Genomic DNA, 26,059 nt, shown 5'->3' on the forward strand with positions numbered 1-26,059 from the left:
GCTCATATCCATGAGATCATCGCCTCCCCGCGGGAGGAATCGGCGGCACCCCCGCATCCCCTGCACCGGCTCGGCACCGCGCTCACCCGCGGGGAGGCGATGATCTCATGGATATGAGCTGCGTCGACGAGGTGCTCACCTGCGCTGATCCGGAACGGTGGCAGCCCGGTGACAGCTGGCTGGCCGGGGGCACCGTGCTCTTCTCCTACGGCACCGACATCACCCAGGGGCCGCCGCGGCGCCTGCTCGACATCACCGAAGCCGGCTGGACGCCGACGCAGTGGCGCTGCGACGCCTCCGGTGAACCCCTCGAGCTCGAGATCGCCGCGACCTGCCTGATCAAGGACATCTTCGAGTTCCGCGCGAACGGTCCGCGCCTGCCCGCCCACACCGATCGGGTGCTGCCCGGCCTCGACCTCTTCGCCCCGTGCTGTGACTCCTTCGTCGCGTCGTGGAAGATCTGGAACGCCTCGACGATCGGCGGCAACGTCGCCACGGGACTGCCCGCCGGCCCGATGATCTCCCTCCTCTCCGGCCTCGACGCCGTCGCCCTCCTGTGGGGACCACGCGGGTCGCTGCGGGCCGTGCCCGTCGCCGACCTCGTCGTCGGGGAGGCGCAGACGACGCTCGAGCCCGGGGAGCTCATCCGCAGCTTCCACGTCCCGATCGCTGCGCTCACGCAGCCGTGCGCGTTCCGCCGCATCTCCCTGACCGAACGCGGACGCACCGCGGCACTCATCATCGGCCGCCGCCTCGGCGCCGATACCCTGCGCTTGGCGATCACCGGGTCGACCCGTCGCCCGCACATCATCGACCTCGGCCCGGACGCCGCGCATGCGGCGACGTGTGCGGGGCTGCAGGCGGCGATCGACGAGGCGGTCGCCGGGGTCTGGCACGACGACATCCACGGCACCCCGCAGTGGCGGGAGGCGATGACGCACCGCCTCGGCGCGGAGATCCTCACCGAACTGCTCGACCCCGCCGAACCGCACCCGCGCTTCGCCGCGCGCACGACCGGAGACATCACGATGACGAGGAGCACGCGATGACGACGACCGAACACACCCCACCTGCCACCGCACCCGGAAGGCCGTCGGCCACCGTCGACGGACGCACCGTCACCGTCTCACCCGAACCCGGGCAGTGCCTGCGCACGTGGCTGCGGGAACAGGGGGCGACCGGGGTGAAGAAGGGCTGCGACGGCGGCGACTGCGGAGCGTGCACCGTCATCGTCGACGACGAGGCGATCCACTCGTGCCTCTATCCCGCCCACCGGATCGCCGGGAAGTCGGTGACGACGATCCAGGGACTCGGCACGCCGGAGGACCTGCACCCGGTGCAGGAGAACTTCCTCGCCGCCGGCGGCTTCCAGTGCGGGTTCTGCACGGCGGGGATGATCTGCACGGTCGCCGCGATGACCGAGGCCGACAAGAAGGACCTGCCGCGCAGTCTCAAGGGCAACGTGTGCCGGTGCACCGGCTACCGAACGATCGAGGATGCCGTGGCCGGCCACCGCAACGTCGACCCCGGATTCCGCGGCATCGGGGCGAACACCGGGGCACTCGCCGGCCCCGGCGTCGTCACCGGCACCGTCCGGTACACGATGGACCTGCGACCGGACGAGCTGCCCGCGCCCCTGCTCCACGGCGCGCTCGTCCACGCGACCCGGGCGCACGCGCGGATCCTCGCCATCGACACGACGCGGGCGCTCGCCGAACCGGGCGTCATCGCCGTCCTCACCCACGAGGACGCCCCGGCCAAGCGGTTCTCGACCGCGCAGCACGAGATCGTCGAGGACGACCCCAAGGACACCCGCGTCTTCGACGACGTCGTCCGGTACTGGGGACAGCGCGTCGCCGTCGTCATCGCCGAAACCCAGCGGGCGGCCGAACGCGGGGTCCGCCTCGTCGACATCGAGTACGAGGACCTGCCGGCGGTCTTCGACGTCGAACTCGCCGACGCCCCCGACGCCCCGGCGATCCACCCAGACGCCGGTCCGGACGCGGGCATCGCCCGACCCGGTGACAACGTCCTCGCCGAAGTCCACCACGAGATCGGCGACGTCGAGGCCGCACTCGCCGCCTCGGCGGTCACCCACGAGGCGACGTACCGCACCCAGCGCCTCTCGCACATGGCGCTCGAGACCCACGGGGCGATCGCGTGGACCGACGACGAAGGCCGATTCGTCGTCCGCAGCAGCACGCAGGTGCCGTTCCTCGTCCGCCGGGCGCTGAGCCGGATCTTCGACCTCGACCCGGATCGGGTGCGGGTCTACTGCGAGCGCGTGGGCGGTGGATTCGGCGGGAAGCAGGAGGTGCTCTGCGAGGACGTCGCCCTGCTCGCGACGATGGCCACCGGCCGGCCCGTGCGTCTCGAACTCTCCCGCAAGGAGGTCTTCACCGCCACCACCGTCCGCCATCCCTTCCGGATGCGGGTGCGCGCCGGCGCCGACGAGACCGGGACGCTGACAGCACTCGCCGTCGACGTCCGGTCGAACACCGGCGCCTACGGCAATCACGGTCCCGGCGTCCTCTTCCACGGGGTCGGGGAGTCGGTGGCCGTCTACAACGCACCGCACAAGAAGGTCGACGCGATGGTCCTCTACACGAACACGATGCCCTCGGGAGCGTTCCGTGGCTACGGGCTGAGCCAGATGATCTTCGCCGTCGAGTCGACGATCACCGCCTTGGCCGACAAGCTCGGCATCGACGAACTCGAGATGCGCCGGAGGAACATCATCGGACCCTCCGACCCCATGCTCAGCGCTCACGACGAACCCGAGGAGGACCTCCTCATCGGCAGCTACGGACTCGACCAGTGCATCGATCTCGTCAGCTCCGCCCTCGACCGCGGCCGCACTCGCTGGGCCGAGCACGTCGCCGCCGGGCACGGGGAGGACCTCGGCGAGGAGTGGAACATCGGCGAGGGGCACGCGATCGCGATGATCGCCACCGCCCCACCGCGCGGCCACATCGCCCACGCCCACATCACCCTCGGCGAGGGCGGGACGTACGAGCTGCGGGTGGGCACCGCGGAGTTCGGCAACGGCACCTCGACCGTCCACGCGCAGCTCGCCTCGACCCTGCTCGGCACGACGACGGACCGGATCACGCTGAAGCAGTCCGATTCCGATGTCGTCGAACACGACACGGGGGCCTTCGGGTCGACGGGGACGACGATCGCCGGGAAGGCCAACGATCTCGCGACGAAGGACCTCATCGCGCGTTTGCAGGCACTGGCGGCGCCCCACCTCGGCGCCCGGCCCGAGGAGGTCGAGATCGCCGGCGACTATGCGTGCGTGCGGGTCCCGGCCGACCTCAATGCCCGCTTCGCCGCGGTTGTCGGACCCGCCGGCGGCAGGCGCGCGGTCCACCTCGACGTGCTCCTGCGCGAGTCGCTCGCGGCCACCGGGGAGGCCCCGACGGGGTCGGGCTACTGGGGTGGGGAGCCGCGGTCGGTGGCGTTCAACGTCCACGGATTCCGGGTCGCAGTGAACATGTGCACCGGTGAGGTCCGGATCCTCCAGTCCGTCCACGCCGCTGACGCCGGGGTCGTGATGAACCCCCACCAGTGCCGCGGACAGGTCGAGGGCGGGGTCGCCCAGGCGATCGGGGCCGCCCTCTACGAGCGCATCATCGTCGACGAGGAGACCGGCAGACCCGTCACCGACATCCTCCGGCAGTACAAGGCCCCGAACTTCGCCGACATCCCCCGCACCGAGGTCCACTTCGCCGACACCCATGACGCCGTCGGTCCGCAGGGGGCGAAGTCGATGAGCGAATCCCCGTTCAATCCGGTCGCTCCCGCGCTCGCCAACGCGATCCGCCATGCCACCGGGGTCCACTTCACGGCGACGCCTCTGACGAGGGATGCCATCTATGCGGGACTCGCCGAGGCGGGGGTGCTTGAGCAATGAGCGCGACCGTGCCGCACGCGCGCAGGCCCACAGTCTCCGGTTCCGGGAGGTCGGCGATGACAGGCCGGGGCGTCGCCCTCATCCTCGCCGCCGGGTCGGGGCACCGCCTCGGGCTCGGCCCGAAGGCGCTGCTGCCGTGGGAGGACTCGGTCCTCGTCGTCCGGGCCGTCCGGGTGGCCGTCGCCGCCGGGCTGAGGCCCGTCGTCACCGCCGGTCCCGGTCGCGGCGAGATCGAAGCCCACCTCGCCGCGGCGGGGCTCGGGGACGTCGCCGTCATCGACGTGCCCGACGCCGAGGTGGGGATGTCCGCATCGTGGCGGGCCGGGATCGCGGCGATCGGTCGGGAGCCGGGGACCACCTCGGCGACACCGGTCCTCGTCATGCTCGTCGACCAGCCCGGGATCGGCCGGGCCGTCCTCGACCGGCTCATCGGCGCGTTCGATCCCGGGCGCATCGCCCGCGCGGCCTGGTTGGGCTTCCCCGGCCACCCGGTGCTCCTGCCGCTCAACCACGCCCGCGCCGCCGTCAGGCGAGCGAGCGGCGACGAAGCGGGACGGGCGTGGCTGCGGGGGCACACCCACCTCGTCGACCTCGTCGAATGCTCGGACCTCGGGGACGCCTCCGACATCGACACCCCCGACGATCTGCGGGCCTGGCGGGAACGGGCGCCGACGAACCGGTAGCGTGGGAGACCAGACCATCCACCCACCAACGCCGAGGCGGTGCGCCGATGACCGAAGCTTCCCACGACCCGATCCCCGCCGGTGACAGCGGGACCGGGGTCGCCGTTCCCACGACCGTCGTCTTCGACCTCGGTCAGGTCCTCGTCGGCTGGGACCAGTCCGGGCCGCTGGCCGACCGGATGAGCCGGGCCGAATGGGACGCCTTCGCCGCCGAAGCCGACTTCGCCGCCCTCAACGTCTCCGCCGACAACGGTGCCACCATCGCCGAGGTGGTCGAGCGGGCAAGTGCGACCGATCCCCGCCACGGGGAGATCGTCGCGACGTACTACGAGCGGTTCGACCGGTCGCTGACCGGCCCGATCCCCGGCATGGCCGAGATCGTCGCCGAACTGGGAGCTCAAGGCACCCGTCTCCTCGGACTGTCGAACTGGTCGGCCGAGACCATCCACTTCGCGCCCGTCGCGGCACCGGCGATCAGCGAACTCGAGGACATCGTCGTCTCCGGGCGGGAGAAGCTCATCAAACCCGACCCCGCGATCTTCCGCCTCCTCCTCGACCGCTTCGACCTCGACCCTGCTCGCACGGTGTTCGTCGACGACCTCGCGGCCAACGTCGAGGCGGCGCGCGCTCTTGGGCTCATCGGCATCGTCTTCACCGGTGCTCAGGACCTGCGGGCCGACCTCGAGCGGCTCGGCCTCCTCGGTGCCCGCAATCACACGTGAGGCGCCTGGCTAGCCGAGGTCGACGCCCTTCGCCGTCGCGAGCGCCTGCAGCTTCTCGCGGTCGTCGGTCTGCACGCACACCGTCGCCCGCAGCCCTTCGCTCTCTCGTCGCAGCAGGTAGTGCGCGACGCTGTCGGTGAGCGGGTCCCCCGCGTCGTCGACGAAGTCCCAGCGCACCTGGACCATGACGAGATCGGGGGTGAGATGATCCTCGCCGAGGAGGTCGTACCCGACCGTGGCGAGCCCGAGCTTCCGGTAGAGCGGGTAGGACTGCTCGAGTCCCGCGGCCATCGCCTCCCGCGACTCGAGCACCCCGGAGAATGTGTCGTCGACGATCATTCCCGGCATCGACCACAGCCGGCTCGCCGCCTCGGCATCGAACTCGGTCAGCGAGCGCGCGTACTCATCGAGGTAGGCAGTGATCTCGGTCGTCTCGATCGTCATGTCCCCACCGTACCGCCGCACCTGCGGTGAACATGTTCACTCCAGTGCCTTCCGGGCGGCCTTGAGCGCGATCCTCCGGGGCAGCAGACCGGCACCGGCGGCAAGCACCTTGTTGCCGAACCCCGAGATGACGCTGCGCGGCTGACGGTGCTCGAGCGCGGCGAAGGCGACCGCGACGACCTGTTCGGGTGTCTCGAACCGTCCTGTGCCCGCGAAGTCGCTGCCGGCCACGGCGAAGAACTCCGTGTTCGTCGGACCGGGGCTGAGCGCGAGCACCCGCAGCGGAGCCGACCGCGTCTCCTCGGCGATCGCCTCGGTGAGGGAGAGGACGTAGGCCTTCGTCGCGCCGTACGCGGCCATCCCGGGCGTGGGTTGGTAGGCCGCGGTGCTCGCGATGTTGACGAGCACCCCGGTCAGCTGCGGCAGCAGCGCGCGGGTCAGCCGGGTCAGCGCCACGACGTTGACGGCGAGCATGTCATCGATCCGCTCGGGGTCTGTGTCGGCGAAGGGTTCGGCGATGCCGAACCCGGCGTTGTTGACGAGCGAGTCGACCGCGATGCCGCCGGTGGTGAGATCCGTGAGGAGCCCGTCGACCCCTGCCGCCTCGGCGAGATCATGGACGAGCACGTGGGCGGTGATGCGGTGGGCGGTCTCGAGGTCCCGCGCGAGCTCCTCGAGCCGGTCGCGGCGGCGGGCGACGAGGACGAGATCGGCGCCGCGGGCGGCGAACTGTCGGGCGAACTCCGCCCCGAGGCCCGAGCTCGCGCCGGTGATGAGGACGGTGGTGCCGCGGACGTCGAGTGCGTGCCGTCTCACGCCCTCGGCCCCGGTGCCGCGCGGCGGCCGTCGACATCGGCGATGATCCGGGAGGCGAGCGCCTCGGCGGACGCGGGATTCTGCCCCGAGTAGAGGCTGCCGTCGACGACGATGTGGGGACGCAGTGGAACCACGCCCTTCTCGTAGTGGATCCCGGCGTCCTTGACGGCGTCCTCGAGGAGCCACTTGGCCTTCCACGCGAAGGCGTTGAGACGCTCCTCGACGTTGGAGAGTCCCGTCATCGTCCGTCCGGCGAAGGCGTTCGACCCGTCCTCGTTCTTCGCCGCGAGCACGGCGACCGGCGCATGGCAGAGGAGGGCGAGGGGCCTGCCGGAGTCGAGGCGGCGCGCCAGCAGAGCACCGGAGACCGGATCGACCGCGAGGTCCTCCATCGGGCCGTGCCCTCCGGGGTAGAAGACGACGTCGTAGTCGGCCTCGTCGACAGTGTCGAGGGCGAGGGGATGGTCGAGGGCGTCCTTGATCGAGTCGAGGTAGGCGCGGATCTCCCGGCGCTTCTTCGGTCGACCCCCGGCGATGCCGAGGCTGAGCTCGTCGAGCGTCGGAGGCACTCCCCCGGGCGTGGCCACGGTGATGTCCCACCCGGCCTCGGAGAAGAGACGGTAGGGTTCGGCGACCTCCTCGGCCCAGTAGCCGGTGGGATGGACGGTGCCGTCCTCAAGCGTCCATCCGGTGGCGGCGGTGATGACGAAGAGAACCGATGTCATGAGGGGACCTTTCCTGCGACGACGGGGACGCTGTGGGAGAGGACGATCTGCTTGCTAAAGTTAACAGTGTCCACACTGAAAAAGTACGGGGGAGGACCGACAGTGTCAACAGCGCCTGCGGAGAAGCCGCGGCATCATCATGGCAACCTGCGCCACGCGCTCATCACCGCCGGCGTCGAGATGCTCGAGACGGGTGAGGCCTTCTCGCTGCGCGCCGTGGCCCGCCGGGTCGGCGTCTCCCAGGCCGCGCCGTATCGCCACTTCGCAAGTAAGCAGGACCTCGAAGCCGCGATGGCCGCCGATGGCTTCGCCGAGCTCCAGACCGCACTCGAAGCCGTCGTCGGCGAGCACGGGGAGGGCGACACCCCGCTCGTCGAGCTCGCGCTCACCTACATCCGCTTCGCCGAGGCGCATCCGGCCCTCTACGCTCTGATGTTCGGCCAGGAGCTCAGCACCGTCGACGAGGTCAGGGTCGCCTGCGCGGCCGTCTTCGCCCGCATCCAGGAGGTCGCGGTCGCCACCCACCCGCAGCGGGATCCGCACGGACTCGCCACCGCCGGATGGGCTCTCGCCCACGGACTGGCGACCCTCCACATCGACGGCACCCTCGGGGCCAACGACGACGTCGACTTCGACACCCGCGTCCGCGCCGCCTTCGCCGCCCTGCTCACCGACTGAGACCCACGCAGCGCCGCTGAGACCGGGAACACACCCGGAGGTCGGGAATGAATCTCCGCATCGCTATGTTGACACCGTTAACTTCGTCAGCCTACTCTCAGTTCGAGAGTCCGGAATCAGATGTGGAGATGAGAACCATGACCGAGACGAACACCGCCCCGACCACCGAAGTCACCCTGGGCTCGCGCACCCTCCAGGTGCCCGCGGGCGGTCTCTTCGACCGCTATCGCATGCAGCCCGACCTCGACGAGGTCGCCCGCGACCCCCGCGTGACCAGCGTCGACTTCTTCCGCAACCAGCCGAAGGTCGAGGTGGAGTCGCGCATCGGGCGCACGTTCACCCCGAACTTCTACTACGCGATGTCGAGCGCACGCCTGACGATGCTCGCGCCGATGAGCGCGCTGCGCGACCGGCTGCCCGCACCGCTCGATCCGCTCGAAGCCGTTCCCGGCTTCGGTCTCGCCTCGGTGCTGCTGTTCCGCTACGACGTCGCCGACATCGACTTCTACACCGAGGCGGCCGTCGGCATCGCGGTCAAACCGCCCCACCACGGTCCGCTGGGGGCGATCGACCTGCTCGCGGCGCTGAAGAACAACCACCTCGACTCGTATGTGCTCTCCCTGCCCGTCAACACCGAGATCGCCCAGGTCCGCGGGCACGACGGCTACGGTTTCCCCAAGTGGGTGACCGACATCGATGTCGACATCACCGCGCAGTCCGTGACCGGACGGGTGCTCAACGACTCCGGCGGCAGCGACTTCGAACTCCGGGCCCCGACTCCCCGGCAGAAGCGGCACCGGTCGGGCACCGCGGTGTCCTCCCTGACGTCGTATACGCACTTCGACGGAGGATGGCATGCGACGTTCAACCAGACGAACGCCCTCGTCTCGGGATCTGCGCTGTTCCCGCGCCATGTCGAGACCCGCCTCGGCGAGGGACGGATCTCCGATGACATCCGCTCGCTGCGTCCGACGCGGACCCTGATGTTCGATGTCATGACCCACGGTCAGGCGGCTCTCCACATGCCGCGCGTCATCTCGCTCGACTGACGACGTTCATGTCTCTGACCTACACTCCCAGCCATTCCCGTCACACGACCACAGAAGGGCAGACCATCGTGTCCACACTGACCGCGGATGCGCGGATCACTCCGAGGATCACCGCCGACCGTCTCGCGGCGCTGAGTCGCCGCGTGCGGGTCGCCGACCCCGACGCCACGCAGGACGTCACCAATGCGATGACCGGTGAGGTCCTCGGCACCGTTCCGCACGGCACCCCGGCCGATGTCGTCGCCGCGGCCGCTCGGGCCCGCAGCGTTCAGAAGGAGTGGGCCGCCCGCCCGGTCCGGGAACGGGCGGAGGTGCTATTGCGCTTCCACGACCTCGTGCTGCGCCACCAGGACGAAGTCCTCGACCTCATTCAGCTGGAGAACGGCAAGGCCCGCCGGCATGCGTTCGAGGAGATCATGGATGTCGCGTTGAGCGCCCGCTACTACGCGCACACGGCGGAGAGGTACCTGCGGCCCAAGCGCCGTCAGGGTGCGCAGCTGGCGCTGACGAAGGTGTGGGAGCTCCATCATCCGAAGGGCGTCGTCGGAATCATCTCGCCGTGGAACTATCCGCTGACGCTCGGCATCAGCGATGCCCTGCCGGCGATCGTCGCCGGCAATGCGGTGGTCACGAAGCCGGATGCGCAGACGCCGTTCGCCGCACTCTGGGCCGTGGAGATGCTCGAGCGGGCGGGCATGCAGCCCGGTCTCGTCGAGGTCGTCACCGGGTCGGGTGCCGAACTCGGTCTGCCGATCATCGAGAACTCCGATTTCCTCATGTTCACGGGGTCGACCGCTGTGGGACAGACGGTGGCCGCCCAGGCCGGGGAGAACCTCATCGACGCGTCGATGGAGCTCGGCGGGAAGAACGCCCTTCTCGTCCTCGACGATGCCGACGTCGACAAGGCGGTGTCCGGGGCGATCCGGGCGAGCTTCTCCAACACAGGGCAGCTGTGCATCTCGATGGAGCGCATCTATGTCCCCGACGTCCTCTGGGACGACTTCACTGAGAAGTTCGCCGCTGCCGCCAGGGCGATGACGCTGACCGCCGGGATCGACTACTCCGCGGACATGGGCTCGCTCGTGTCGCAGAAGCAGCTCGAGACGGTGATGCGCCATGTCGATGATGCGCGGGACAAGGGCGCTGCGGTGCTCGCCGGCGGTCGGCGCCGTCCCGAGCTCGGCCCCTACTTCTACGAGCCGACGATCCTCACCGATGTCGACGAGTCGATGGAGGTCTACGCGCACGAGACCTTCGGTCCGGTCGTCAGCCTCTACCGGGTTGCCGACGAGGAGGAGGCGATCGCTGCGGCCAACGACAGCGACTACGGCCTCAACTTCAGCGTGTGGACCTCCGATGAGGACCGGGGAGTCCGCGTCGCCTCCCGGCTCGAGGCCGGCACCGTCAACGTCAACGACGCGTACGCCGCGGCGTGGGGGTCGATGGATGCGCCGATGGGCGGCATGAAGGCCTCGGGCCTCGGCCGGCGGCACGGGGAGCACGGCATCCTCAAGTACACCGAGTCGCAGACGATCGCCGCCTCCCGGCTGCTGCCCGTCGGTGTGCCGGACGATGTCGATCCTGTGCGCTACGCCCGCATCGTCACAGGCGCGCTGCGCGTGCTCAAGCGGATCCCGGGTGTGAAGTGAACCCGACCGACTACGCCCGCGAACGCGGCGACGGACTGCAGACCATCCTCGGTGCCGGTGGGCCGATCGCCGACGAACTCGCCCGCGCCCTCCATCGCGACTTCACTCAGGACATCCGGCTCGTCAGCCGGCACCCGAAGCAGGTCAACGGCACGGATGAGCTCGTCACAGCCGACCTCATGGACCCGGCGTCGACCGAGCGTGCTGTCGCGGGCAGCTCGATCGCCTATCTCACGGTGGGTCTGCCGATGGATTCGGCGCTGTGGGAGGAGAAGTTCCCGGTGATGATGCGCAATGTCATCGATGCGTGCATGGCCCATGGGACGAAGCTCGTCTTCTTCGACAACACGTACATGTACCCGGGCACCCCGACCCCGCAGACCGAGTCGACGGGATTCGCTCCCGGTGGCCGCAAGGGCCGGGTGCGGGCGGCGATCGTCACGATGCTCCTCGACGCGATGGCTGCCGGACAGATCGACGCGCTCATCGGTCGCGCCCCGGAGTTCTACGGGCCGGGGAAGACGAAGAGCTGGTCGAACATGCTCGTCTTCGACCGGATCAGGGCGGGCAAGCGCCCGCTCGTGCCGGTGAGTGCGACGACGAAGCGCTCGCTGATCTGGACGCCGGATGCCAGCCGGGCACTGGCGCTGCTCGGCAACACCGCCGACGCGTACGGGCAGACCTGGCATCTGCCGATTGATGAGCATCGCCGCACGTACCGTGAGCTCATCGCGATCGCCTCCGAGATCACCGGGCGGAAGATCGGCTACACCGTGCTTCCGCTGTGGGTGTTCAAGTTGGGCCGCCGGTTCAATCCGATGCTCGCCGAGGCGGCCGAACTCCTGCCCCGGTACCGCGGGGACAACATCTTCGACACGTCGAAGTTCGCCTCCCGCTTCCCCGACTTCGCTGTGACGACGTATCGGCAGGGCATCGCCGACATCCTCGGCGAGTGAATCCCGAGGCGCCCGCACCGCACGCCGTACGTCAATCAGATCGTCTGTTCCTTCCCCATGAGGGCGTCATAGTATGACGCCGTCTGGTGCTTGAGCGCCCTGGCGACTGCGGCGACGGCGGGACGGCGCATGGAGTCGGGCCGCAGCACCATCCAGTACGGGAGGTGTTCGGTGAGGTCGCCGGGGAGAAGTCTGACGAGGTCGGCATGCTGGTCGGCCATGAAGCACGGCAGGAACCCGATTCCGGCCCCCGTCCGTGTGGCTTCGACGTGGACGAAGACATTCGTCGAGGTCACACCGTCTTTCATCGACGGCACGAGGCGCCGGGGAGCGTCAAGGTCGTCGACGTGGAGCATCGAGTCGACGAAGTACACGAGCTGGTGCTCCATGAGCGCGTCGACCGTCGTCGGGGTGCCGTGGTCGGCGAGGTAGTCCTGCGCAGCGTACATTCCCAGCGCATAGTCGCCGAGGTGGACCGCCTCGGCGCGATGGACCTGCGGTTTCCCGACGACCACTTCGATGTCGAGTCCCGACCGCTGCTGTAGCGCCTGCCGCGTCACCGTGACGATCTCAACGCTCAGGCCCGGGTGGGTCCGCCGCAGCGCCGCGACGGCCGGTGAGGCCACATAGGCGCTGAACCCGTCCGTCGCCGACATCCGCACGACGCCGCTGACGGGATCGGGAGTCTCGCCCGACTCACCGAGGCTGCCGACCGCGAGCTCGACCTTCTCGGCGACGCGCACCGCCTCGGCGCCGAGCTCCGTGAGCTCCCATCCGCTGCCTGATCGGGCGAGCACCCGGCCGCCGAGTGCCTTCTCCAATGCCGCGATCCGTCGTGAGATCGTCGTGTGGTTGACGCCGAGCGCATGGGCAGCCGTGGCGAACTTTGCCGAGCGGGAGACGGCGAGCAGCACGAGCAGATCGTTCGGGGTCGTGTCCATGCCTGCCATCGTACAAAGCGCCGTGAGGGCACTGACCAGTGATCGACGATTCGCTCCGGCAGTGAGACCGTGCCGTCAGTCCACCATCGGGGCGCAGATGCAGCAGCGATTGCCGTCGGGGTCTTCGAGCACCCAGTACGACGGTGCAGCCGTATCGCTGACCAGTTTGCCCCCGGCCCTGATTGCCGCGGCAATGCGCGCCTGGACCTCATCGTGTCCGACCCAGACGTCGAGGTGCCACCGCTGTGGCACCGAGGACTCAGGCAGAGGAAACCGTGAACTCGCTCTCGGCTCCTGCCACCACAGGCTCATCGCCTGGCCCGTCGGGTCGACGAGGTCACCCTTGGCATGGACTCCAGCAGGTGCAGCACCGAGGAGGGCGGCATAGAACGGGGAAACACCTTCAGCTGACTGAGTATCGAGGGCGAACTCGACCTGTTGGAGGCTCGCGGTTTCAGCGACCGCGCCCACCTGCGCGGCGATGCGGCTGATGTCCCTGGCGAGCGCGACTTCCCGGGCGCTCACTCCGACGGAAGCGCTGCCGAGGGTGACGCTGACGGCAGTTTCGGTCAATCCGATGTCAGGCGACAATCCGGCCCGCTCCGCCTCCGCCCCGGTCTTTGCGACGAAATCGAGCCCGGCCGAGAAGTTCGCTGTTCGGAATCGCGCGCGAATCGGGCCGGCCAGCTGGCGCCAGTCGTCGATGCCGGCGTCGTCGATCTCACTGCTGCTGAGTGCGTCCACATTTCGCTCCTGGGCCGGGAAACCTACTGCGGCATGTTGACGAACCGCGACTTCGCGCCCTGGAACGCCACGGCGATGTCTCCGGTCGGTCCGGCACGGTGCTTGGCGACGATGATGTCGGCCTCACCGGCGCGTTCGTGCTCCTTGTCGTACATGTCCTCACGGTGGATGAGGAGGACCATGTCGGCATCCTGCTCGATCGATCCGGATTCGCGCAGATCGGAGATCATCGGTCGCTTGTCGGTGCGCTGCTCGCTGCCGCGGTTGAGCTGCGAGAGCGCGATGACGGGCACTTCGAGTTCCTTGGCCAGCAGCTTGAGCGAACGCGAGAACTCCGAGACCTCCTGCTGACGGGACTCAACGCGCTTGCCCGAGCTCATGAGCTGGAGGTAGTCGACGCAGACCATCTTGAGGTCGTGCTGCTGTTTGAGCCGACGGCACTTCGCGCGGATCTCCGTGAGCGCCATGTTCGGCGAATCGTCGACGAAGAGCGGCGAGTCGTTGATGCGCGCCTCGGTGGCGGCGAGGTTCGTCCAGTCGTGGGGGCTGAGCTCACCGCGGCGCAGGTTCTGCAGCGGGATCTCCGACTCCGCGGACAGGAGTCGCATGACGAGCTCGTTCTTGCCCATTTCGAGGGAGAAGAAGACCGCGGCCTGCTTGTGATGGATCGCCGCGGACCGGATGAAGTCGAGGGCGAGCGTCGACTTGCCGACACCGGGTCGCGCGGCGATGACGATCATCTGCCCCGGGTGGAGGCCGTTGGTGAGCTGATCGAACTCCGTGAACCCGGTCGGCACCCCGGCGGTCTGCCCGTCGGTGTCGCCGTTGCGCTCGATCTCGGCCGCGACTTCGCCGAGGATCTCGGAGAGGATGACGTAGTCCTCTGTCGTGTGCTTCTCCGTGACCTGATAGATCTCGGCCTGAGCGTTGTTGACGACGGCGTCGGTGTCGCCTTCGGCGTCGTAGCCCATCTGCACGATCCGGGTGCCGGCCTCGACCAGGCGGCGCAGCACGGCCCGTTCGCGGACGATCGAGGCGTAGTATCCGGCGTTCGCCGCGGTCGGCACGGACGCGATGAGCGTGTGGAGGTAGGCGGGACCGCCGATGCGGGAGAGGTCGCCGGACTTCGTCAGATAGTTCGCGACCGTGACCGAGTCGGCGGGCTCACCGCGGGAGTAGAGATCGAGGATCGCCTCGTAGATCGTCTCGTGGGCGGGTTTGTAGAAGTCGTCGCGCGACATCGACTCGACGCAGTCGGCGATCGCGTCCTTCGACAGGAGCATGGCCCCCAGGACGCTCTCCTCGGCCTCGATGTCCTGCGGAGGAGTTCTGAGTCCGTCATACCCCAGATCGCTGCTCACTCCCACGTCTCCTCCTCTGTGCCAACGCCTGCCCGGCCCGGGTGCAGTGCCATCCCACTTTACCCGTGCCGCGCGCGGACCCGACAGCGATTCACGTCACCGCAGGCACCGCCCCGGTCTCGCCGAGGCGGTGCCCGCGACCCGGTCTCACAGCCGCGCGCGACCGGCGGTGGCCACCGAGGCGAGGATCGGCTTGGCGACCTGCAGCCCCAATCTGATGACGACGATACCAAGGGCCGCTGACGCGAGAATCGTGACGAACGTGACCGGCTTCATGACGAGAGCGGCGCCGGCCAAGGGGAGGACGAGGAAGAGTCCGAGGCCGCCGGCGAACAGCGTCACCCAGATGACCGGACCGAGCACTGCCCTGACCATCGCCTTGTGCATCGTGTCGACATCCATGCCCGCCGAGTGGAGGTCGGCGAAGGTGTCGGCGCGATCGTAGACGTCGGCCACCTGGTTGATGAGCGCGGAGACGGCGATGAGCACGATCGAGATGCCGAGGACGAGCAGCACTCCGGTGAACATGTCCTGGAAGAGCGTGATCTGCTCATCGGAGACCGGGACCTCAGGATCGTCGGCGGAGTCGAGTCCCATCTGCATGAGTGCGATGCCCGTGCCCCCGACCGCGGCGACGAACGCCGTCATCGCCAAGCCCGAGACCCGGCGCCAGAATCGCTTGGGTTCGTCGGAGACGAGCCGGGCGGCGATGAGCCGCTCAGGGGAGGCGGCGCGCTTGCCCGCCAGGTGTGCGAACCACCGCATGAGCAGTCCGCCGAGGAGGTCGACGACGATGAGTCCGATGAAGAAGACCGAGAGCATCGCGGAGATCGCGACCCCGAGTTCGACGTTCGGTGACTTCGAGATCGCGAGCACGATCGGCAGGAGGATGATGGCGATCACGACCGCGATGACCCGGCCGACGGGGAACTTCCGTGCCAGGGACTTCGTCCGCACACCGAGAGGAGAGATCGTCACCTTGCGCAGCCCCAGCAGCGCCGAGGCGACGCACACGACGATGAGGAAGAGGACGACCCCGGCCAGAAGGAGCGGCGGCATGAGCATGTTCGCATACCCGATCGGGGCGCCGAGGAAGTGGATCCAGCTCACCGGCCATGCGAGGCCGAGATACCCGAGGACGCCGAGGACGATGCCGATGATCGCGGGCACGAGCGGTTCGGCGACGGCGAGGGCGGCGATCTCCGAGCGCTTCGCCCCCAGCAGGGACATCGTCGACAGCCGCTCGTCCTGACGGCGGGCCGACAGCGTCGCCGAGGCGGCTGCGAGGGTGCTGGCCGGAATGACGAGCAGGATCGTGCCGATGGTCGCGAGGAGCTTGTAGGCGAAGTCGATGCCCTCGGCTCCCGGATCGGTGCTCGGCGGGATCTGGAAGAACATCCACGTTCCGGCGGCGACGGTGAGGAACAGCGTCGCACAGGCGAAGAACGCGCTCATGATGAGCAGAGAGCTCGGGGCGGTCACGGTCTTGCGACCGAGGACGACGGGAATTGCTGCCACTGGTGAGGACATGACGGACTCCTGTTCGAGGCGGGGCCTCAGGCGGTCACAGCGGTGACGCGCCGGACGAGCGGACGGGTGAACTGCAGTCCCAGCCACACCATCGCGATTCCGCCGAGGAGGACGGAGGCGACGACGGCGATGGTCAGCGGATCGCCGAGGTCGCCGGCCGAGGCCATCGCGGCCGCGAGCAGTCCGCCGAGGACGAGGGAGACGAGGGTGACGAGGACGATCGGGGACATCACAGCGCGCACCGTGACCCGGTGCATCATCGCCGGTGACATGCCGGCGGCGTGAAGCTCCCGGTAGGTCGAGGCGCGGTCGAGGATGTCCGCGGCCTGATTGATCGTCGCGGAGACGACGATGAGGACGAAGGCGATCGCCAGGGTGAGGATGAGACCGGTGAAGACGTCGTCGCCGGTGTACTGCAGCGGTCCCATGACTTCCCGTTCGGCCGCGCTCATCTCGTCGCCGGTGCCGCGCATCATCGCCGCACCGGTGCCGCCGACGACGGCGATGAAGGTGATGAGGGCGAGTCCGGCGACACGTCGCCAGTACTGGGCGGGGGCGTCGGCGATCATCGCCGCCGAGAGCATCCCGGCCGGACGCCGTGCCGCCTTCCCGCTCATCCAGGCGTGGATGCGCATGACGAGGACGCCGACGACGTTGATGAGGAGGAGCGCGACGCCGATCGTGAGAATGCTCGCGATGATCGCGGTGCGCTGCGGCTGACCCTCCTGGAGGGAGAAGACGAGAGCGGCGACCATGCCGACGGCGAGGACGACGACGGTGATGATGCGGGCGAGCGGGAACGTCCGTCCCAGCGACCGCGTGCGCACACCCAGCGGAGAGACGATGACCTTCCGCAGCCCGATGAGGGCGGCGAGGAGGCAGATGAGGAGAAGGACCGCGACAACGCCGACGAGCAGCCACGCGGGCATGAGGAGGGCGGAGTAGCCCAGCGGCACGCCCGTGAAGACGATGAGGCTCAGGGGGTAGGCGAGCACGAGGTAGCCGAGGATGCCGGCGACGATCCCCGCGGCTGCCGGGATGAAGGGTTCGGCGACGGCGACGAGCCGGACGGTTCCCTTCGACGCGCCGAGGAGGGAGAGAGTGGAGAGACGCTCGTCCTGGCGGCGGGCGCTGAGCTTCGCCGAGGCGACGCCGAGGCTGATCGCCGGCACGACGAGGAAGACCGTGGCGAGGATCGCGAGCATCCGATAGAGGTCGACCACCTCGGCGTAGCGGGGCACGTCGGGACGGTCATTGAACGCCCACGCACCGGCGGCCACGGTGAGGAAGAGGGTCGAGCAGGCGAAGAACGCGATCGCGACGAGGCGTGCCGTCGGTGCGGTGAACGTCTGTTTCGAGAGGACGAGAGGAAGCACCTTCATGGTCGGCATCACCCGTTGTGCGTCGCGTACTGGGCGGCGGAGTCGGAGACGATGCGGCCATCGGCGAGGCGGACGACGCGGGAGCAGCGCGCGGCGACGTTCTCATCATGGGTGACGACGACGAGCGTCGAGCCGCGGCCGGTCGTCGAGGCGAGCAGCTCCGAGAGCACCTCGGTCGACGTGCGGGAATCGAGTGCGCCGGTCGGTTCGTCGGCGAAGGTGACGACGGGCTGGGTGACCTGAGAGCGGGCGATGGCCACACGCTGGGCCTGGCCGCCGGAGAGCTGGCCGATGCGCTTGGTGAGGTGCTCACCGAGGCCGAGGCGCTGCAGCCACGCGCGGGCGTGCTTCGTCGCATCGGCGCGGTTCATGCCGGCGAGCATCGCGGCGAGCGCGACGTTGTCCTCGGCGGAGAGCTCGGGCAGGAGCAGTCCCTGCTGGAAGACGAATCCGAACACTTCGCGGCGCAGGGCGGTGCGACCGGCCTCCTTGAGGGAGGTGATCTCCGCGGCGGCGCTGCGCTCGGTGGGCAGCAGGCGGATCTGACCCTCGTCGGGCCGGAGGATGCCCGCCAGACAGTGCAGGAGGGTCGTCTTGCCGGAACCGGAGGGACCCATGATCGCCAGGGACTCGCCGAGGCCGATCGTGAGGTCGACGCCGGCCAGGGCGTAGGTCTGGTTGTAGTGCTTGGTGACGTGGGAGGCGGTGATGATCGCAGGCATGTGTGTTGTGGTCATGACTCAATGGTTTCGCAGGCCGCTGCCAGCGACCATGCAGTCCTCCCACGACTGCCGCGAGGAAAACCCGAGAGTCGCGACGGGAAACCGGGAGTGAATGTGACCCGCATCCATTGACAGGCAAGTCATTGCTTGCCTATGGTGTCGGTGTGGCCGATCTCTTCAAGGCGATCGCCGACCCGACCAGGCGGACGATCCTCGACGAACTCGCCGAACGCGACGATCAGACCCTCTTCGAGATCTGTTCGCGTCTGGCCAATCGGCATGGTCTCGGGCTCTCACGCCAAGCGGTGTCCCAGCACCTCGACGTGCTCGAGGCCGCCGGTCTCGTCGTCACCCGCCGTGAGGGGCGCTACAAGTACCACACGCTCGATCCCGCGCCGCTGCGCACCGCGTTCGATCGCTGGACCGGTGGGACGCGGAACCCCCGACCACCCGGCACCGACCAGGACACCGACCAACCCGCATCACCCCAGGCACCGCCTGAGTAAGGAGACACCGTCATGAAGGCCCAGTGGATCAGCATTCCCGTCGACGACCAGGCACGCGCGCTCGACTTCTACACCGACAAGCTCGGCTTCCAACTGAAGTTCGACGTTCCCGTCGGAGACGCGCGATGGCTCACCGTCGTCTCTCCCGAAGACCCGGAGGGAGTGGAGATCGTCCTCGAGCCGAAGGGACATCCGGCGGCCGGTGACTACACGGCGGCGCTCATGGCCGATGGGATTCCGATCAACCAGTTCGCCGTCGACGACGTCGAGGCCGAGTACGAGCGCCTCAGCGCTCTCGGAGTAGAGTTCACGCAGAAGCCCTTGTCGATGGGACCGATCACCACGGCGGTGCTCAACGACACTGTGGGCAATCTCGTCCAGCTCATTCACCAGGAGGACTGACCGCGTCCCCGCGCCCTGCGCCCGTCCGATCGACCGGTCGGGCGCGCCGCGCAGCGGAGACGCCGCACGGCCATGAAGAGGATCGCCGAGTACATCCGCGGGACCCTGCGACTCGAACCCACCGACGACGATCGGCGGGCACCGCTCAGGGTCGGCCTCGGCGTGGCGATTCCCTCCCTCGTCCTCCTTCTCCTCGGGTACGAGCAGTTCATCATCTACGCGGTCTTCGGGGCGTTCTGCGGGATGTACGGTCGCGGCGAGGCGCACCAGCTGCGCCTCATCCACCAGCTGCAGGCCGCGGTGCTCCTGCTCTCGGGCGTCGTCATCGGCGTCATGCTCGCGATGCTCGACACCCCGGTCGTCGCCCTCATCGCGATCGAGGCGTTCTTCGCCGCCGTCGGGTCGATCATCGCCGACCGCGCGCGGATGCGTCCGGGCGGCCCGTTCTTCGGCATCTTCGCCCTCGGGGCGTGTGCCTCGGTCGAACCGCTCGCACCGCCGTGGATCCCCATCGGGATCAGCGTCCTCGCGGCGGCCTTCGCCATCGCCCTGGGCTTCCTCGGGTGGTTCCGCACGCGCACGTGGCGGGCCGGGTCCCGGCGGATGATCACCCCGTTCCGCGGGCCCCACGCCCTCGCCATGCTCAGGCATGCGGCGACGTATGCGGTGGCGGTCGCCTCGGCGGGTCTCATCGGGGTGTTCATCGGACTCGACCATGCGTACTGGGCGATGGCGTCGGCTGCGGTGCCCCTGGCCGCCGCGGAGCTGCCGGGGCGCATCGCCCGCGGCGTGCACCGGGTGCTCGGGACGTTCTCCGGGCTCATCGTCACCGCGCTCATCCTCTGGCCCGACCCGTCGCCGCTGTGGCTGGCGATCCCCGTCATCCTCCTGCAGTTCCCCACGGAGTACCTCATGATGCGCAACTACGGGTTCGCGCTGACGTTCTTCACCCCGATGATCCTGCTCATGACGCAGCTCGCCCATCCGATCCCGCGGTCGACGCTCATCATCGACCGCGGGGTCGAGACGCTGCTCGGGGCCGTCGTCGGCATCGCCGTCGTCCTCGTCGTCGGGTACGTCGGCAGGCGCCGGGCGCGGATGCGCAGTGAGTCGGGCGGGCTCGCCGAGGCGTGAGGTGACCCCTCACCCCGGCATGAGGACGATGACCGTGTGGAGGAGAATGCCGACGAGGGCGCCGATGACGGTGCCGTTGATGCGGATGTACTGGAGGTCGCGGCCGACGTAGAGCTCGATGCGGTCGGCGGCCTCCTTCGCGTCCCAGCGTTCGATGGTGTCTGAGATGACGCTGGCGATCTCGGGCCCGAAGCTCTCGGCAAGGTCGCCGGCGGTCGTGGCCACGCGGTCGTCGATCGTCGCCGCGAACTCCGTGTCCGTCTGGAGGCGCTGGGCGAATTCCCCGATGAGATCGGCGATGCGGCCGCGCACTTCGCCGTCGGGTTCGATGATCGCCTCGCGCAGGAGCTGCTTGAGCGAGGTCCAGATCTCGAGGACGGAGTCGACGACGCCGTCCTGGGTGAGGAGGTCGTTGATGATGTCCTCGGCCTTGTCGGCCAGCGGGGTGTCGGTCGACAGGTCGGTGGAGAGGTCGACGAGCCACGCGTCGAGCGCCTGCCGGGCCTTGTGGTACGGGTTGTCGCGGACGTCGACGAGCCAGCCGAGGATCTCGCGCTGCAGGCGATTCGCGAGCTGTTCGTTGACGAAGTCGGGCACCCACGACGGGGCCCGGTTGTGGACGATCTCGTCGATGACCTGCGGGTTGTCGCTCAGCCACGTGTACGCCTCGGCGACGACGAGGTCGACGAGCTTGTGGTGGGCGCCGTCGAGGACGATCTGGCGCAGCAGCTTGCCGAGCACCGGAGACTTCCGGGTGGCGATGAGACGCGGGAGGATGACGTTCTTCGTCAGGGCGACGATCGACTTGTCGTCGATGCGGGAGAGGACGTATTCGAGACCGGCGGCGGCGCGGTCGACGACGAGGTCGCGGTTGGCGGCCTTGCTCAGCCACTCACCGGCCCGCTGCGCGACGTGGGCGGAGCGGATCTTCGTCGACACCGCCTCGGCGTGGAGGAAGTTCGCTGCGACGAAGGCGGAGAGGCTCGCTCCCAGGGCGTCCTTCTTCCGCGGGATGATCGCGGTGTGCGGGATCGGCAGGCCGAGGGGATGCCGGAAGAGGGCGGTGACGGCGAACCAGTCGGCGATCGCGCCGATCATCGCGGCCTCGGCGCCGCGGGCGACGAATCCCCAGACGCCGGACAGATCGGTGAAGAGGTTCGTGGCGAGGAAGATGACGGTGGCGAGGATGAGCAGTGAGAGCGCCAGCGTGCGCATCTTCCGCAGGCCCCGCGCGCGTTCCCGGTCCTCGGGTGTGAGTTCGTTCGGGCCGTCGAAGCGCGGCACCTTCTCGGTTCTCTCGATCGTCATTATTACCCCCTGGGCACTGACTTTATCGAACCTCGGCGCAGGTTCGATGCCGACCGGCTGGACTGCACCTGGGAACGCGCCCTGTCGCGTGCGACGCCTGTGTGCGCTGCGGCTGGGCGGAGTACCGTGGAGGCATGATCCGAGCATTGACCGACCTCGAGAGGGACACTGCACTCCTCCTCATCCGTCGCGGTCACACCTCACCGAGTGCCGAGGATTATGCGGAGTTCACCCCAGAGCAGAAGGAAGCATGGGATCCGCCGACGCCGATCACCGACACCCAGCGGGCACTGTGGGAGGCCAACCTCGCCGAGGTGGTCGTCACCTCTGAGTGCGGATGCGAGACATGTCCCTCGGTGGACCTCGAACCGGTGGGTGACGCGATCGCGCGATCCGATGATGCGCTGATTCTCAACGGCTATGTCCCCGATGCCCTGCTCCTCCTCTTCATCGACGAGGGCGTTCCGAGTTACCTCGAGCTGGCCCCGCTCGACGAAAGCGTCGTCTACACTCAGTTCCCTCCGGCTGAGCGCATCGACTTCTGAAGGAGATCGACATGGCACACGCATTCTCCGTCGGCGATCACGTCGGATGGAACTCCGAGGCCGGCGAGGTCTCCGGCCACATCATCAGGGTCCACACCTCGGACTTCGAGTACAAGGGCCACACTCACCGCGCCTCGGAGGCCGACCCGCAGTACGAGATCAAGAGCGATAAGACCGATCACATCGCCGCGCACAAGGGCAGCGCGCTTCACCTCATCGACGGCGAATGACCACCGACGAGCCCGACCCCGCCCGCGGAGGAGCCGCCCGCTCGCCGGACCGCACAGGGCCCGCCTCGGTGCCGGACTTCCTCACGATCGGCCATTCGAACCGCTCGCTTGAGGAGTTCATCGACCTGCTCCGCGACTCCGGCGCCGAGGTGGTCGTCGACGTCCGCAAGCTGCCCGGGTCGAACGCGAATCCGCAGTTCAACGAGGATGTGCTCGGCGATGCGCTGGCCGAGGTCGGCATCGAGCTGCGCCGGCTCGACGGTCTCACCGGGCGGCGCCTTGTCAGCCGGGACGTGCCGTTCACGGTCAACGCGTGGTGGGAGAACCGCAGCTTCCACAACTATGCCGACCACGCCCTCGGCGCGGAGTTCGCCGCCGACATCGCCGTGCTGCTGGACTGGGGCGATGAGCGGCGGTGCGCGGTGATGTGCTCGGAAGCCGTGTGGTGGCGCTGTCATCGGCGCATCATCGCCGACTATCTGCTCGCGCACGACCGCGAGGTTCTCCATGTCCTCGGGCCCGGTCAGACCGCCGAGGCGGTGCTCAGTTCCGGTGCGGTCATCGAGGGAGCGCCCGGCAGCGGCGCGGATTTCGTGACCCCGGACGATCGCGCAGACTCCACCGACATCCGCATCACCTACCCCGAGAGGTGAGCCACTCCTGCAGCTCCGCACACACTCCTCGGCGCTGCTTGTCAGGTGGATCCCGCTCGAGTTCGTGCCGGAAGTCGAGCCGGATCCACCTCCGGAAGCCGGCCGCACTTAGAGCGCGGCGCCTCGGCCGGCGGCGCAGGGTCGTCCTCCCACACCAGCCACGTCCAGCCCCAGGGCCGTGCGACCGCGCTCTCAGTTCGAGAAGACGCCGACGACGAGGTTGATCGCCGTAGCGAGGATGACGGCGTTGAAGACGTAGGACAGGAGGCTGTGGCGCAGGACGACGGCGCGGATCTGCGTATCGGAGACCGAGGTGTCGGTGACGCCGAAGGTCATGCCCACGGCGTAGCCGAAGTAGAGGAAGTCCTTGTAGTTGGGGACGCGGTCGGAGTTGAAGTCGATGCCGCCGGGGGTGCCGTCCCCGAAGTACATGTACGCGTAGCGGGCGCTGTAGAGGATCTGCAGGCCGGCCCACGACATGAAGACGCCGAGGAGGGCGATCGCGGCTTCCCAGTTGCCGGCCTGCGATCCGCCGACGACCTGGAGAAGGACGATGCCGCCGAGGCCGCAGAGCTGGGCGATCGTGATGACCACCTCGTCGAGGACGGGGTTGAAGTCCTCGCGGCTCGCGTTCGACTTCGTCTCCTCCGACGACATCGGCCACAGGGCGGCGGTGCCCACGAGCACGAAGAACGTCGTGGCCGTCGAGATGCCGACGAGGAAGCCGTCGCCCGTGGAGGTGAAGGCGCCGACGATCGAGCCGACGATGATGCCGATGATGATGGACGCGATGAGACGGCCCGTCGCGCTGATGAGGAACTTCTTCATCGGGTGGCTTCTCCGTTCGAGTGGGTTGAGGATGGACGGCGAGCCGGCAGCGCCGGTGGCGGCAATGCGGCTTACGAGAACACTCTGCCACACCACAGCCGAATCTCACCCGACTCACAGACAGGCATTTGTTTGGGGCGTCGACAGTGACGACCTCGGATTCAGCCGCACACCGGCCCGGAATCGACGAACGGCCGCCTTGGTATTCTGATGCCATGGCTGACGTGCTGGGTACCGACCTCTGCACCTCGACCGACCGCGCGTGGAGGGTGCTGGGAAAGCGCTGGAGCGGGCTCATCATCGACCTGCTCCTCCAAGGGCCTGCCCGGTTCAGCGAGTTGGAGCGCGGTGTCGAGGGCCTGTCGAACAAGGTCCTCGGCGAACGGCTGCGTGAGCTCGAAGGTCTTGGGCTCGTCGAACGCCAGGTCGACACCGGCCCCCCGATCACCGTGACCTATGCGCTCACGCCGCGCGGACTCCGTCTGCGCCCGGCCTTCGATGCCCTCCGCACCTGGGCGCAGGAGATGGACGCCGAGCCCGACGAGCCCTGAGAGCTGAGCGCCCTCAGTGCCAGTCCACGGTCGAGACCTCACGACGGCCCAGACCTCCAGAGAACGACGCAGCGGCCGGTCATCCGACCGGCCGCTGCCTCCCTGTACCTCGCACTGGCACCGCGGGCATGCCCTCTCACCGGGTCCCGCCCACGCCGAGCTCGCGTCAGCAAGTCCGACATCACCTCAGCGAGTCGATTCTCACTTCATATTGTCAGCAGTCTCCTGCGTGCGCTCGACCTCCTGGGCCTTGGCGTAGCTTTCGATGAGCAGCTGGTACTCGGGGAAGATCTGCGTGTAGACCTGTGCCCATTCGCCGCCGTCCTCGCGATTCCACGTGTGCTGGAGCTCGGACGCCACTGCCGCCACATCGATCGGCACGACGCCGGCCTGGACGATGCGCGCCAGGGTGATCTCCTCGGCCATCTTCGAGTAGGTGCCCGAGGTGTCGACGACCGCGAAGACCTGGAATCCGTCGGCGACGGCGCTGATCGCGGGGAAGGCCATGCACACGCTGGTGATGGTGCCGGCGATGATGAGCTGCTTCCTGCCCGTCGCCTTGACGGCCGCGACGAAGTCCGGGTTCTCCCACGCATTGATCTCGCCCTTGCGTCCGACGTACTGCGCATGGGGTGCGTTCTCGTGGATCTCCGGGATCAGCGGACCGTTGGGGCCCTGCGGCACCGAGGCGGTCGTGATGACCGGGATGTCAGCGAGCGAGGCGATCTTCGCCAGCGCGGCCGCATGACGGCGCAGGGTCGTCATGGGCATGTCCTTGACCGTCTGGAAGAGTCCGCTCTGATGGTCGATCATGAGCAGGACGGCATTCTCGGGATCGATGACTGGGCGAGCGCCGTTGAAGTTCGCGGGACCGATGTCGGTCATGGTGTTCCTTTCTCCTGGGGTTACTTTTTGTCACCCTGTTATAGATTGAAACCATGATCGTCCGAGAATATTCCCGCCCCGAGAATGCGCGAACGCCGGGTGCCCCCGAGGGGAGCACCCGGCGTTCGTCGTGTCAGCGCTCAGCTGACCCGGATCGGAAGCGGCCCGACACCAACGGTCCGAACCCGCACACAGCGAGCGCGGACCGCCGGCAGCGGACTCAGCCGAAGCGGCTCAGGCCTTGCCGATGACGTCGAACTTGGCGTTCGCGGTGATGTCGTCGTTGACGCGCACGACAGCGGTGTAGCTGCCGGGGGTCTTGACATGACCGGTGAGCGCGACCTGACGACGATCGAAGTCGTGTCCGGTTGCGGTCTGGAGCGCCTCGGCGACCAGGGCGGGGGTGACGGCGCCGAAGAGGCGACCGTTCTTTCCGGCCTTGAGCTCGATGCGGGCGCTCGTCGTCTCGAGCTGCTCCTTGACGCGGACAGCTTCGTCGTGATCGGCGATCTGCTTGGCCTGGCGGGCCTTGCGGAGGGCGACGATCTGCTTCTCCGCACCCTGGGTCCACGGGGTGGCCCAGCCGCGGGGAACGAGCAGGTTGCGCGCGTAACCGGCGCGCACGTCGACGATGTCGCCGGCGGCACCGAGGCCGTCGACTTCCTGGGTGAGAATCACTTTGCGGTTAGGCATGTCTGT

The 26,059-nt window shown here is 68.5% G+C and carries 28 protein-coding genes; 15 read left to right on the top strand and 13 right to left on the bottom strand.

All coding sequences use genetic code 11. The features are described 5' to 3' along the window. Window positions 1-107: 107 nt before the first annotated feature. The 4 genes from FFS20_RS09085 to FFS20_RS09100 are packed head-to-tail and all read left to right on the top strand — an operon-like array spanning window position 108 to window position 5,321. On the top strand, window positions 108-1,049 hold the full coding sequence (locus FFS20_RS09085; RefSeq protein ID WP_137825530.1) for an FAD binding domain-containing protein: 942 nt from the start codon (window positions 108-110) through the stop codon (window positions 1,047-1,049). Next, the gene (locus FFS20_RS09090; RefSeq protein ID WP_137825531.1) at window positions 1,046-3,916 is read left to right on the top strand and encodes a molybdopterin cofactor-binding domain-containing protein; all 2,871 of its coding nucleotides are present in this window, start codon (window positions 1,046-1,048) and stop codon (window positions 3,914-3,916) included. Before FFS20_RS09085 ends, FFS20_RS09090 begins: the two co-directional genes overlap by 4 nt. 56 nt (window positions 3,917-3,972) lie before the next feature. After that, window positions 3,973-4,599, top strand: a complete 627-nt coding sequence (locus FFS20_RS09095; protein WP_171007035.1) for a nucleotidyltransferase family protein — start codon at window positions 3,973-3,975, stop codon at window positions 4,597-4,599. Between the two features lie 47 nt (window positions 4,600-4,646). Continuing rightward, window positions 4,647-5,321: an HAD family phosphatase gene (locus FFS20_RS09100; RefSeq protein WP_137825533.1), complete on the top strand. Its 675-nt coding sequence runs from the start codon at window positions 4,647-4,649 to the stop codon at window positions 5,319-5,321. 9 nt (window positions 5,322-5,330) lie between these two features. On the opposite strand, the gene FFS20_RS09105 is transcribed toward FFS20_RS09100, so the two are convergent. The 3 genes from FFS20_RS09105 to FFS20_RS09115 are packed head-to-tail and all read right to left on the bottom strand — an operon-like array spanning window position 5,331 to window position 7,306. After that, window positions 5,331-5,765 (bottom strand): hypothetical protein, encoded by a 435-nt coding sequence (locus FFS20_RS09105; RefSeq protein WP_137825534.1) that lies wholly within the window; start codon window positions 5,763-5,765, stop codon window positions 5,331-5,333. A 36-nt stretch (window positions 5,766-5,801) separates the two neighbouring features. Beyond that, on the bottom strand, window positions 5,802-6,581 hold the full coding sequence (locus FFS20_RS09110) for an SDR family oxidoreductase (protein ID WP_137825535.1): 780 nt from the start codon (window positions 6,579-6,581) through the stop codon (window positions 5,802-5,804). Next, window positions 6,578-7,306 carry a type 1 glutamine amidotransferase domain-containing protein gene (locus tag FFS20_RS09115; protein ID WP_137825536.1) on the bottom strand — a complete coding sequence of 243 codons (729 nt, stop codon included), beginning with the start codon at window positions 7,304-7,306 and terminating at the stop codon, window positions 6,578-6,580. The genes FFS20_RS09110 and FFS20_RS09115 overlap by 4 nt, the downstream gene beginning before the upstream one ends. 102 nt (window positions 7,307-7,408) lie before the next feature. Here FFS20_RS09115 and FFS20_RS09120 point away from each other — a divergent pair, with 102 nt between their 5' ends. The 4 genes from FFS20_RS09120 to FFS20_RS09135 all read left to right on the top strand — a co-directional run bounded on the left by FFS20_RS09120 (window position 7,409) and on the right by FFS20_RS09135 (window position 11,638). Continuing rightward, window positions 7,409-7,984: a WHG domain-containing protein gene (locus FFS20_RS09120; RefSeq protein WP_249356755.1), complete on the top strand. Its 576-nt coding sequence runs from the start codon at window positions 7,409-7,411 to the stop codon at window positions 7,982-7,984. Window positions 7,985-8,121: 137 nt separating this feature from the next. Beyond that, window positions 8,122-9,033 (top strand): acetoacetate decarboxylase family protein, encoded by a 912-nt coding sequence (locus FFS20_RS09125; RefSeq protein ID WP_137825537.1) that lies wholly within the window; start codon window positions 8,122-8,124, stop codon window positions 9,031-9,033. 68 nt (window positions 9,034-9,101) lie between these two features. Further along, window positions 9,102-10,682: a succinic semialdehyde dehydrogenase gene (locus FFS20_RS09130; protein WP_137825538.1), complete on the top strand. Its 1,581-nt coding sequence runs from the start codon at window positions 9,102-9,104 to the stop codon at window positions 10,680-10,682. Next, window positions 10,679-11,638 (top strand): NAD-dependent epimerase/dehydratase family protein, encoded by a 960-nt coding sequence (locus FFS20_RS09135; protein ID WP_249356756.1) that lies wholly within the window; start codon window positions 10,679-10,681, stop codon window positions 11,636-11,638. Before FFS20_RS09130 ends, FFS20_RS09135 begins: the two co-directional genes overlap by 4 nt. A 35-nt stretch (window positions 11,639-11,673) precedes the next feature. Here FFS20_RS09135 and FFS20_RS09140 read toward each other — a convergent pair whose 3' ends face one another. The 6 genes from FFS20_RS09140 to FFS20_RS09165 all read right to left on the bottom strand — a co-directional run bounded on the left by FFS20_RS09140 (window position 11,674) and on the right by FFS20_RS09165 (window position 18,333). Then, complete coding sequence (locus FFS20_RS09140; protein ID WP_137825539.1) at window positions 11,674-12,579, bottom strand: LysR family transcriptional regulator; 906 nt, start codon at window positions 12,577-12,579, stop codon at window positions 11,674-11,676. Between the two features lie 75 nt (window positions 12,580-12,654). Next, complete coding sequence (locus tag FFS20_RS09145) at window positions 12,655-13,323, bottom strand: VOC family protein (protein ID WP_137825540.1); 669 nt, start codon at window positions 13,321-13,323, stop codon at window positions 12,655-12,657. Window positions 13,324-13,346: 23 nt separating this feature from the next. Beyond that, the gene (gene dnaB / locus FFS20_RS09150; protein WP_137825541.1) at window positions 13,347-14,684 is read right to left on the bottom strand and encodes a replicative DNA helicase; all 1,338 of its coding nucleotides are present in this window, start codon (window positions 14,682-14,684) and stop codon (window positions 13,347-13,349) included. 147 nt (window positions 14,685-14,831) lie between these two features. Next, on the bottom strand, window positions 14,832-16,214 hold the full coding sequence (locus FFS20_RS09155) for an FtsX-like permease family protein (protein ID WP_137825542.1): 1,383 nt from the start codon (window positions 16,212-16,214) through the stop codon (window positions 14,832-14,834). 26 nt (window positions 16,215-16,240) lie between these two features. After that, the gene (locus FFS20_RS09160; RefSeq protein ID WP_249356757.1) at window positions 16,241-17,596 is read right to left on the bottom strand and encodes an FtsX-like permease family protein; all 1,356 of its coding nucleotides are present in this window, start codon (window positions 17,594-17,596) and stop codon (window positions 16,241-16,243) included. Between the two features lie 8 nt (window positions 17,597-17,604). Beyond that, window positions 17,605-18,333 (bottom strand): ABC transporter ATP-binding protein, encoded by a 729-nt coding sequence (locus FFS20_RS09165; protein WP_249356758.1) that lies wholly within the window; start codon window positions 18,331-18,333, stop codon window positions 17,605-17,607. A gap of 149 nt (window positions 18,334-18,482) precedes the next feature. Here FFS20_RS09165 and FFS20_RS09170 point away from each other — a divergent pair, with 149 nt between their 5' ends. From FFS20_RS09170 to FFS20_RS09180, 3 genes are all read left to right on the top strand, one after another. Then, a complete protein-coding gene (locus FFS20_RS09170) occupies window positions 18,483-18,824 on the top strand; it encodes a metalloregulator ArsR/SmtB family transcription factor (protein ID WP_212743315.1) in 342 nt (113 codons plus the stop codon). 12 nt (window positions 18,825-18,836) lie between these two features. Continuing rightward, window positions 18,837-19,226: a VOC family protein gene (locus FFS20_RS09175; protein ID WP_137825544.1), complete on the top strand. Its 390-nt coding sequence runs from the start codon at window positions 18,837-18,839 to the stop codon at window positions 19,224-19,226. A 72-nt stretch (window positions 19,227-19,298) separates the two neighbouring features. Then, entirely contained in the window at window positions 19,299-20,360 is a 1,062-nt protein-coding gene (locus FFS20_RS09180; RefSeq protein WP_137825545.1) for an FUSC family protein, read from the top strand. 9 nt (window positions 20,361-20,369) lie between these two features. Here FFS20_RS09180 and FFS20_RS09185 read toward each other — a convergent pair whose 3' ends face one another. Next, window positions 20,370-21,668: a DUF445 domain-containing protein gene (locus FFS20_RS09185; protein WP_137825546.1), complete on the bottom strand. Its 1,299-nt coding sequence runs from the start codon at window positions 21,666-21,668 to the stop codon at window positions 20,370-20,372. A 134-nt stretch (window positions 21,669-21,802) separates the two neighbouring features. Between FFS20_RS09185 and FFS20_RS09190 the strand changes: the two genes are divergently transcribed. The 3 genes from FFS20_RS09190 to FFS20_RS09200 are packed head-to-tail and all read left to right on the top strand — an operon-like array spanning window position 21,803 to window position 23,096. Continuing rightward, window positions 21,803-22,213, top strand: a complete 411-nt coding sequence (locus FFS20_RS09190) for a hypothetical protein (RefSeq protein WP_137825547.1) — start codon at window positions 21,803-21,805, stop codon at window positions 22,211-22,213. Between the two features lie 11 nt (window positions 22,214-22,224). Then, complete coding sequence (locus FFS20_RS09195) at window positions 22,225-22,443, top strand: DUF2945 domain-containing protein (protein WP_137825548.1); 219 nt, start codon at window positions 22,225-22,227, stop codon at window positions 22,441-22,443. Beyond that, window positions 22,440-23,096, top strand: a complete 657-nt coding sequence (locus FFS20_RS09200; protein WP_137825549.1) for a DUF488 domain-containing protein — start codon at window positions 22,440-22,442, stop codon at window positions 23,094-23,096. The genes FFS20_RS09195 and FFS20_RS09200 overlap by 4 nt, the downstream gene beginning before the upstream one ends. A 192-nt stretch (window positions 23,097-23,288) precedes the next feature. Here the strand turns inward: FFS20_RS09200 and FFS20_RS09205 are convergent, their stop codons facing one another. Next, window positions 23,289-23,924, bottom strand: a complete 636-nt coding sequence (locus FFS20_RS09205; protein ID WP_137825550.1) for a DUF1345 domain-containing protein — start codon at window positions 23,922-23,924, stop codon at window positions 23,289-23,291. A gap of 215 nt (window positions 23,925-24,139) precedes the next feature. Between FFS20_RS09205 and FFS20_RS09210 the strand changes: the two genes are divergently transcribed. Then, on the top strand, window positions 24,140-24,475 hold the full coding sequence (locus FFS20_RS09210) for a helix-turn-helix domain-containing protein (RefSeq protein WP_137825551.1): 336 nt from the start codon (window positions 24,140-24,142) through the stop codon (window positions 24,473-24,475). A 201-nt stretch (window positions 24,476-24,676) separates the two neighbouring features. Here FFS20_RS09210 and FFS20_RS09215 read toward each other — a convergent pair whose 3' ends face one another. Beyond that, the gene (locus FFS20_RS09215; RefSeq protein ID WP_137825552.1) at window positions 24,677-25,360 is read right to left on the bottom strand and encodes a hydrolase; all 684 of its coding nucleotides are present in this window, start codon (window positions 25,358-25,360) and stop codon (window positions 24,677-24,679) included. A 234-nt stretch (window positions 25,361-25,594) separates the two neighbouring features. Continuing rightward, on the bottom strand, window positions 25,595-26,053 hold the full coding sequence (gene rplI / locus FFS20_RS09220; RefSeq protein ID WP_137825553.1) for a 50S ribosomal protein L9: 459 nt from the start codon (window positions 26,051-26,053) through the stop codon (window positions 25,595-25,597). Window positions 26,054-26,059 lie beyond the last annotated feature (6 nt).

The sequence above is a fragment of the Brevibacterium sp. 2SA genome, from assembly GCF_005502845.1.
In the GTDB taxonomy this organism is placed as follows: domain Bacteria; phylum Actinomycetota; class Actinomycetes; order Actinomycetales; family Brevibacteriaceae; genus Brevibacterium.